Below are 7,505 nucleotides of genomic sequence, written 5' to 3'. Positions count from 1 at the left end.
CTTGCGGGGCCCCTGAGGCTTGCGCCCCTCCCGAATCTCGAAGTCCATCGCATCCCCTGAGCTGGGGTGTTGCGACGACCACTAGAACGGAAGGCCGGTGGGGGCCCTTCTTCGTTCGGGCTCCGCTCAGACCACCTGGTGCAGCCAGCGCACCGGGGCGCCCTCTCCCGCATAGCGGAACGGCTCCAGTTCGTCGTCCCACGGCTTGCCCAGGAGTCTGGAGATCTCGGCCTCCAGGTCGCTCTCGCCGCGCTGGCTGCGGACCAGCGCCGCGCGCAGACGGTCCTCCGGGATGAGGATGTCGCCGTGGATGCCGGTGACGGCGTGGAAGATGCCCAGGTCGGGGGTGCAGCTGTAGCGCTCGCCCTCGGCGGTGGGGCAGGGCTCGGCGGTGACCTCGAAGCGCAGCAGGTGCCACCCGCGCAGCGCCGAAGCGAGCTTGGAGGCCGTGCCGACCTCGCCCTTCCAGGAGAACTCCGAGCGCCAGGTGCCGGGGGCCGCGGGCTGCCGGATCCAGTCGAGGCTGACGCGCGTGCCGAGCACCCCCGCGACGGCCCACTCGACGTGCGGGCACAGCGCGCGCGGCGCGGAGTGCACGTACAGAACTCCACGTGTCGTCACCGGAACCTCCGGGCAGAGCGGGACATCTTGCGGACTGGCTGGGCGGCAGTGGCACGACGGCCGCCTTGTTGGCGAGGCTACCCTGCGGCGGCGCAAGGAGTGTGACGTACCGTCGGTCCCAGTGCCAGGAAACTCCCGCCATTCACCCAGGGGGACGCTTGTACGGGGGTGAGCCGTTCCAAGGTCCCGGGCCGGGAACCCTCGCGCGTTGTTAATGGGGGGGAGCACTGCACGCCGAGCGAGGGGATCAACAGGGATGCGGAAGCGAAGCCACCGTGCGCGGGCGGCCCTTGCCGTGGCGACAGCGGCCGTGCTGTCCCTGGCGGGGTGCGACGCCTTCGGTGGCGGCGGTGGCGGCGGCACGAAGGACTCCGGCGCGAGCGCGTCCCGCCCCTCGGCCAGACCCACGCCGGTGTGGGACCGCAGTCCGGACTCGATCGCCGCGGTCGGCGACTCCATCACCCGCGGGTTCGACGCGTGCGCGGTGCTCTCCGACTGCCCCGAGGTGTCGTGGGCGACGGGCAGCGACGCCAAGGTGGACAGCCTGGCGGTGCGTCTGCTGGGGGTGACCGGCGCGGCGGAGCGCAGCTGGAACTTCGCGGAGACCGGCGCCCGGATGTCCGATCTGCCGGAGCAGATGGCCCAGGCCGCCACCCGCGGCCCGGAGTTGGTGACGGTGATGATCGGCGCGAACGACGCCTGCCGGTCCTCGGCGCGGGCGATGACCTCGGTGGCCGCCTTCCGCGCGGACTTCGAGGAGGCGCTGGCCACCTTGCGCACGGCGCTGCCGAAGACGCAGGTGTACGTGGCGAGCGTGCCGAACCTGAAGCGGCTGTGGTCCGAGGGCCGGACGAACCCGCTGGGCAAGGAGGTGTGGAAGCTGGGCATCTGTCCCTCGATGCTGGGCAACGCCGATGATCTGAGCGGATTGGCCACGCTGCGCCGGGACAAGGTGCAGAAGCGGGTGGAGGCCTACAACGCGGTGCTGAAGGACGTGTGCGCCAAGAACCGCCGCTGCCGCTTCGACGGGAACGCGGTCTTCGACTACCGCTTCGACACCGAACAGCTGAGCCACTGGGACTGGTTCCACCCGGGCCGGAACGGCCAGGCACGGCTCGCCGAGATCGCGTACCGAACGGTCATCGCGCAGAAGCCGTGACCTAGGGTTTTCCACATGAGCGAACTTTTCGGCACACTTTCCGACGGCGCCGCGGTGCACCGCTGGACGCTGGAGCGGGCCGGGGTGCGGGTGCGTGTGCTGTCGTACGGCGGGATCGTGCAGTCGGTCGAGGTCCCGGACCGATGGGGGTCCCCCCGCTCGAGCGACGCCGAGAGCGGGGGAGGGCGGACGACGGACGTGGTGCTGGGATTCCCCGGGCTGGACGGCTACCGGGCGCACCCGGAGCCGTATCTCGGGGCTCTGGTCGGGCGGTACGCCAACCGCATCGCGGGCGCCCGCTTCTCGCTGGACGGCCGTACGTACACACCGGCCCGCAACAGCGAGCCCCACTGTCTGCACGGCGGCGTGCGCGGTTTCGACAAGCATGTGTGGGAGGTGGAGCCGGTCGAGCACGGGCTGCGGCTGACGCGGGTGAGCCCGCACGACGAGGAGGGCTTCCCGGGCCGTCTCGAGGTGGCGGCCACCTACACGCTGGACGCGTCCGGTGCGCTGCGGATCGCCTACGAGGCCGTCACGGACGCGCCGACCGTCGTCAACCTCACCAACCACACGTACTGGAACCTGAGCGGCTCCGGCCAGGCAGGCGGCCACGAACTGCGGATCGCCGCCTCCCGGTACACCCCGGCCGACGCCGACCTGATCCCCACCGGCGCCCTGGAGGACGTCTCGGGCTCCCGCTTCGACTTCCGTACGGCCCGCAGGGTGGGCTCCGGCTACGACCAGAACTTCGTGCTGGACAAGGGTGTGACGGAGACGGCGCAGGAGGTGGCCGAGCTGCACGACCCGGTATCCGGGCGGGTGCTCACGGTCGCCACGACCGAGCCCGGCCTCCAGCTCTACACCGCCGACCATCTGACGGCTCCCTTCGCCCCCGGCGACGGGATCGCCCTGGAGACCCAGCACTTCCCGGACTCCCCCAACCACCCGGACTTCCCGAGCACCGAGCTGCGGCCGGGCGAGGTGTTCAGGTCCGAGACGGTGTACGGCTTCTCGGTCCGCCAGGCGCCCCCGGGCGGCCGGCCGACCCGGCATCCGCAGCAGAGCAGACACCGGAACCGGATGTGATGAGCCCCGGTCCGGAGGTCAGGTCCCGGACCGGGGCTGCTCATGGGGGACTTGTCCCGGATCAGACGTTAATCGGCGCGGTCAGCCTGCGGTCCGCGATCGAGCCCCCAGCGGCGATCTCGTACGAACCCTTCACACACACCCACGACTTCGCCGTGTCGTCCCAGGCCTCGAAGGCGCGGCGGGGCAGTTCGACGGTCACCTCGACGCTCTCGCCGGGTCCGGCCTCGGCGCTCGCGAATCCGGCCAGCCGGCGCGCCGGCCGCTCGGCGTCGGGCTCGGCCGGGGAGAGATAGACCTGGACGACCTCCCGGCCGGCCCGCTCGCCGGTGTTGCGCAGACGGACGCGGGCCGTGGTGCCGTCGACGTCGACGTCGAGGGACTCGTAGGTCCAGTCGGTGTAGCCGAGGCCGTGTCCGAAGGGGTAGGACGGAGTGCGGCCGGCCCGCTCCCAGGCGCGGTAGCCGATGAACATGTCCTCGGTGTAGGCGAGTGCGCCGTCGGCGGGGACGACCCGGGTGACGGGGGCGTCGGCGAGGGAGCCCCAGGTGGTGGGGAGCCGGCCGCCGGGCTCGTGGGTGCCGGTCAGCACGTCGGCGAGAGCGGCGCCGCCCTCCTGGCCGGGGAACCAGGTCAGCAGCACGGCGGCGACGTCGTCGCGCCAGGGCAGTTCGACCGGGGAGCCGGAGTTGACGACCACGACGGTGTTCGGGTTGGCGGCGGCGACGGCGCGGACCAGGTCGTCCTGACGGCCGGGCAGGCGGAGGTCGGTGCGGTCGAAGCCCTCGGACTCGACACGGTCGGTGGTGGCCACCATGACGACGGCCGTGTCGGCGGCGCGGGCGGCCTCGACGGCCTCGGCGATCAGCTCGTCGGGGTCGCGCCGGGGGGCGGAGTGGGCGAGGGCGAAGGTGACGACCTTCATGGGGATGTTCTCGGGGAACCGGACGACGTAGGTCAGGGAGACGTCGACCGCTTCGCCCGCGGTGAGTTCGGCCTGCGCGCGGGGGGTGGGGGCGGCGAAGAGGGTCTCGAAGGGGTCCTCGCTCACGGGGCGCTGGACGTCGTCGTAGTAGGTCGTCCCGTCGACGGTGAGCGTGAAGGCGCCCATGCCCTTGATGCCGAAGGTGTGCGCGCCGGACTCACGCGGGGTGAAGGTGCCGGTCAGCTCGACGGTGTGGAGCGTGTCGTGGGTGACGCCGTCGGGGAGGTCGGTGCCCATCCACTGGATCTGGCCGCCGGGGGCGGTGCCGGTGCCGATGACGGCGCCGTCGGCGTCCCGGCAGACCGCGCGGAGCGTGAAGCCCTGGCCCGCGGCGGCTAGTTCGGTGGCCGGGTCGGCGCCGACCGCGTAGACGAGGGCGCCGTCGGGGAGGGCGGCGGTGAGGCCGTCGAGCGGGGAGACGATCCGGGCGGGGAAGACGGTGGCGGAGCCGCCGCCGAGGATGCGGGCCTCGCGGGCGGCGGCGCCGATCAGGGCCACGGTGCCGTTCGGCCGGAGCGGCAGGGCGTCTCGTTCGTTGCGCACGAGGACGAAGGAGCGGCGGGCGATCTCGCGGGCCAGGGCCTCGCCGTCGACCGGCGCGGGCGGTTCGGCGACGACCGGTTCGGCGCCCGCCAGGATGCCGACGCGGGCCGCGAGGCGCAGCACCCGGCGTACGGCGGCGTCGACGGTGGCCTCGGCGACCTTGCCGTCCCGGACGGCCTGGGCGAGCGCCGTGCCGTACACGGTCTCGGGGCCGGGCATGGCGACGTCGAGGCCGCCCTCGATGTCGCCGACGGTGTCGCGGGCGGCCATCCAGTCGGAGACGTTGAAGCCGTCGAAGCCCCACTCGCCCCGCAGGACTTCGTTGACCAGGTGGTGGTGCTCGGTCATCGTCGTGCCGTTGACCTGGTTGTAGGCGGTCATGATGCCCCAGGGGTGGGCGTTCGCGACGATCGCCTCGAAGGGGGCCAGGTACAGCTCGCGCAGGGCGCGTTCGGAGACCAGGTTGTTCACTGTGAAACGGTCGGTCTCGGCGTCGTTGGCGACGAAGTGCTTGACGGTGGTGCCGACGCCGCCGGACTGGACGCCGGTGACATAGCCGCTGCCGATCGCGCCCGTCAGCTGGGGGTCCTCGCTGTAGGCCTCGAAGTGGCGGCCGCCGAGCGGGGAGCGGTGCAGGTTGACGGTGGGGGCGAGCAGGACGTGGACGCCCTTGCGGCGGGCCTCCTGGGCGAGCAGCGCGCCCGCGCGGCGGGCGAGTGCGGGGTCCCAGGTGGCGGCGAGCGCGGTCGGCGAGGGCAGGGCCACGGAGGGGTCGTCGGCCGTCCAGCGCACACCCCGCACGCCGATCGGGCCGTCGGACATGACGAGGGACTGCAGGCCGATCTCCGGCAGGGCGGGCAGGGTCCACATGTCCTGGCCGGCCAGCAGCCGCGCCTTGGCGTCGAGATCGAGCCGTCCGAGCGCGGCCTCCACGACCGTCTCGCGGGCCTCGTCTGCGCGCGCCTTGTCTGTCTCCGCCACGGCGGTTCCTCCTCGCTGAAGTCCCTTGGATCCCCTTCATCCTGCATCCGATACCTGTAGAGCGGTAGGTTTTGTTATCTTGCTGTTATATTTGGCGCGGAGGGATGCCGTACGGTGACGTCATGAACGCGAGGGTCAGGGGCGAGGAGCGGCGCGCGGAGATCGTGGGGGCGGCCCTCGAGGTGATCGCGGAGCGCGGTTACCGGGGCGCGAGCATGGCCGCCGTGGCCGAGCGGGTCGGGCTGACCCAGCAGGGGCTGCTGCACTACTTCCCGACGAAGGACGCCCTGCTGGTGGCCGTGCTCCGGGAGCGGGACCGGTGGGACGCGGTCCCTGACACGCACTGGCGGGTCGACCTGCTCGCCTCGCTGGTCGAGTACAACGCGATGCGCCCGGCCATCATCCAGACCTTCTCGGCGCTGCTCGGCGAGAGCGTGACGGAGGGGCACCCGGCGCGCCCCTACTTCACCGAGCGCTATGCGGAGGTCCGCGCGAACATGACGGCGGTCCTGCGCGCCGAGTACGGCGACCGTCTGCCGGGCGGTCTCACCCCGGAGCGCGCCGCCCCGCTGCTCATCGCGGTGATGGACGGTCTGCAGTACCAGTGGCTGCTGGACCCGGAGTCGGTCGACATGCCGGGCGCGTTCCGGGACTTCCTGCGGCTGCTGGGCGAGCCGGTGGACTGAGGTTCACCGGCATCGTCACCTGCCGGCCGGCACCGCCGCCACGATTTCGATCTCCACCTTCGCATCGGCCCGGAAGAGGCGGGGCACTTCGAAGGTCATGCTGGTCGGCGGGGTCCCGGTGAGGAACTGCCGCCGTACGGCGGCGTATTCCTCGAGCTCGCTGATGTCGGTGAGACAGGTGCGGATGTTGATGACGTCCGCGAGGGTCGCGCCGTGGGCCTCGAGAAGGGCGCCGACGGTCTCGAAGACGCCCCGGGTCTGCTCGGCGAGGGTGGCGCCCTCGGCGATCTGCCCGGAGAGATACAACAGGGCGCCGTCGGCGTGTTCGACGCGGGCGACCTGGGAGTAGTAGGGGTTCAGGGGCTGGGGTGCGGAGGCGGGGCTGCCGACCGTTATCTGCATGCTCTCGACGCTAGGCGCGCCTCGGCGATGCGACAAGCGAATGTCTAGCATGGATGCCATGCACATCTCGCATGAATCCGACGTGCCGGATCTGTCCACCGTCTGGCTGCGGGCGTTCCTGGAGGTCGCCCGCGCCGGCTCGTTCACGGTGGCCGCGCGGGCGCTGGGCTGGACGCAGTCGGCGGTGTCCCGGCAGGTGGCCTCGCTGGAGTCGGCGCTGGGCGGCGGACCTCTGTTCGACCGGCTGCCGCGCGGGGTACGGCTCACGGAGGCGGGGCGGGCGCTGGTGCCGTACGCGGAGACGGTCGCCGAGTCGCTGCACGGTGCCGTGCGCGAGCTCGCGGCGCTGCGTGAAGTGGCGGGCGGGCGGCTGCGGTTCGGGGCGTTCGCCTCGGCGGACGCGGCACTCGTCCCGCATGCCCTGGCCGCCTTCCGGGCCCGGCACCCGGCCGTCCGGGTCGAGCGCGAGGAGGGACTCACCCCCGGCCTGCTGGACCGGCTGGCCGCCGGCCGTCTGGACCTGGCGGTCGTCTCCTCGACGGGCCGCGCCCCGCTGGACGCGTACGACCTGCACCATCTGCTGGACGAGCCCCTGTACGTCGCCGTCCCCGCCGCCCATCCGCTGGCCGGTGCGGACGGGGTCCGGCTCACCCAACTCGCCGGCGCCGACTGGATCTCCGGCAGTTCCCGGCCCGAGGGAACGCTGCTGGACGCGGCCCTGCGGGAGGGGTTCCGGCCGCGCGTGGCGCATGTGGTCGCGGAGTGGACGGCCAAGCAGGGCTATGTGGCCGCCGGTCTTGGCGTGGCCCTGGTGCCGGGGCTGGCCGCCGAGGGGGTGCGCCCTGACGTCGTCCTGCTTCCGGTGCGCGAGGAGGACGCTCCGGTACGGGCGGTGTACGCGGCGACCGTGCGGGGGCGGACGCCTTCACCGGCCGTCGGGGCGTTTGTCGCGGTGCTGCGGGAGGAGGCCGCGCGGCTCCCCCGCACCATGGCGTAGACCACTCCCGTCACGGGATACTTCCGCCGTCCCCCGCACCACGCG

The 7,505-nt window shown here is 72.6% G+C and carries 7 protein-coding genes; 4 read left to right on the top strand and 3 right to left on the bottom strand.

Going from position 1 to position 7,505, the window contains the following annotated elements; genetic code table 11:
- Positions 1-126: 126 nt before the first annotated feature.
- Positions 127-621 carry a DUF3145 domain-containing protein gene (locus tag ACIRU3_RS24675; protein WP_404059952.1) on the bottom strand — a complete coding sequence of 165 codons (495 nt, stop codon included), beginning with the start codon at positions 619-621 and terminating at the stop codon, positions 127-129.
- Between the two features lie 256 nt (positions 622-877).
- On the opposite strand from ACIRU3_RS24675, the gene ACIRU3_RS24670 reads away from it, so the two are divergent.
- Together ACIRU3_RS24670 and ACIRU3_RS24665 are read left to right on the top strand one after the other, a co-directional pair.
- Positions 878-1,780: an SGNH/GDSL hydrolase family protein gene (locus ACIRU3_RS24670; protein WP_404059950.1), complete on the top strand. Its 903-nt coding sequence runs from the start codon at positions 878-880 to the stop codon at positions 1,778-1,780.
- Between the two features lie 15 nt (positions 1,781-1,795).
- Positions 1,796-2,866 carry an aldose epimerase family protein gene (locus ACIRU3_RS24665; protein ID WP_404059947.1) on the top strand — a complete coding sequence of 357 codons (1,071 nt, stop codon included), beginning with the start codon at positions 1,796-1,798 and terminating at the stop codon, positions 2,864-2,866.
- A 61-nt stretch (positions 2,867-2,927) separates the two neighbouring features.
- Here the strand turns inward: ACIRU3_RS24665 and ACIRU3_RS24660 are convergent, their stop codons facing one another.
- Positions 2,928-5,375 carry a beta-glucosidase H gene (locus ACIRU3_RS24660; RefSeq protein ID WP_404059944.1) on the bottom strand — a complete coding sequence of 816 codons (2,448 nt, stop codon included), beginning with the start codon at positions 5,373-5,375 and terminating at the stop codon, positions 2,928-2,930.
- Between the two features lie 104 nt (positions 5,376-5,479).
- Between ACIRU3_RS24660 and ACIRU3_RS24655 the strand changes: the two genes are divergently transcribed.
- Positions 5,480-6,061, top strand: coding sequence for a TetR/AcrR family transcriptional regulator (locus tag ACIRU3_RS24655; protein WP_404059941.1), 582 nt, complete (start codon positions 5,480-5,482; stop codon positions 6,059-6,061).
- Positions 6,062-6,076: 15 nt separating this feature from the next.
- Here the strand turns inward: ACIRU3_RS24655 and ACIRU3_RS24650 are convergent, their stop codons facing one another.
- Positions 6,077-6,463, bottom strand: a complete 387-nt coding sequence (locus ACIRU3_RS24650; RefSeq protein ID WP_404059938.1) for a RidA family protein — start codon at positions 6,461-6,463, stop codon at positions 6,077-6,079.
- Positions 6,464-6,521: 58 nt separating this feature from the next.
- Here ACIRU3_RS24650 and ACIRU3_RS24645 point away from each other — a divergent pair, with 58 nt between their 5' ends.
- Positions 6,522-7,460, top strand: coding sequence for a LysR family transcriptional regulator (locus tag ACIRU3_RS24645; protein WP_404059936.1), 939 nt, complete (start codon positions 6,522-6,524; stop codon positions 7,458-7,460).
- Positions 7,461-7,505: the final 45 nt, after the last annotated feature.

This window comes from Streptomyces sp. NPDC101151, assembly GCF_044768335.1.
Classification (GTDB): Bacteria; Actinomycetota; Actinomycetes; order Streptomycetales; family Streptomycetaceae; genus Streptomyces.
This window is presented reverse-complemented; position numbering and strand designations above follow the sequence as displayed.

Coding starts and splice junctions, on each gene's coding strand:
- ACIRU3_RS24665 (WP_404059947.1), top strand. CDS start 1,796: ATGAGCGAACTTTTCGGCACACTTTCCGACGGCGCCGCGGTGCACCGC.
- ACIRU3_RS24645 (WP_404059936.1), top strand. CDS start 6,522: ATGCACATCTCGCATGAATCCGACGTGCCGGATCTGTCCACCGTCTGG.
- ACIRU3_RS24655 (WP_404059941.1), top strand. CDS start 5,480: ATGCCGTACGGTGACGTCATGAACGCGAGGGTCAGGGGCGAGGAGCGG.
- ACIRU3_RS24650 (WP_404059938.1), bottom strand. CDS start 6,463: ATGCAGATAACGGTCGGCAGCCCCGCCTCCGCACCCCAGCCCCTGAAC.
- ACIRU3_RS24670 (WP_404059950.1), top strand. CDS start 878: ATGCGGAAGCGAAGCCACCGTGCGCGGGCGGCCCTTGCCGTGGCGACA.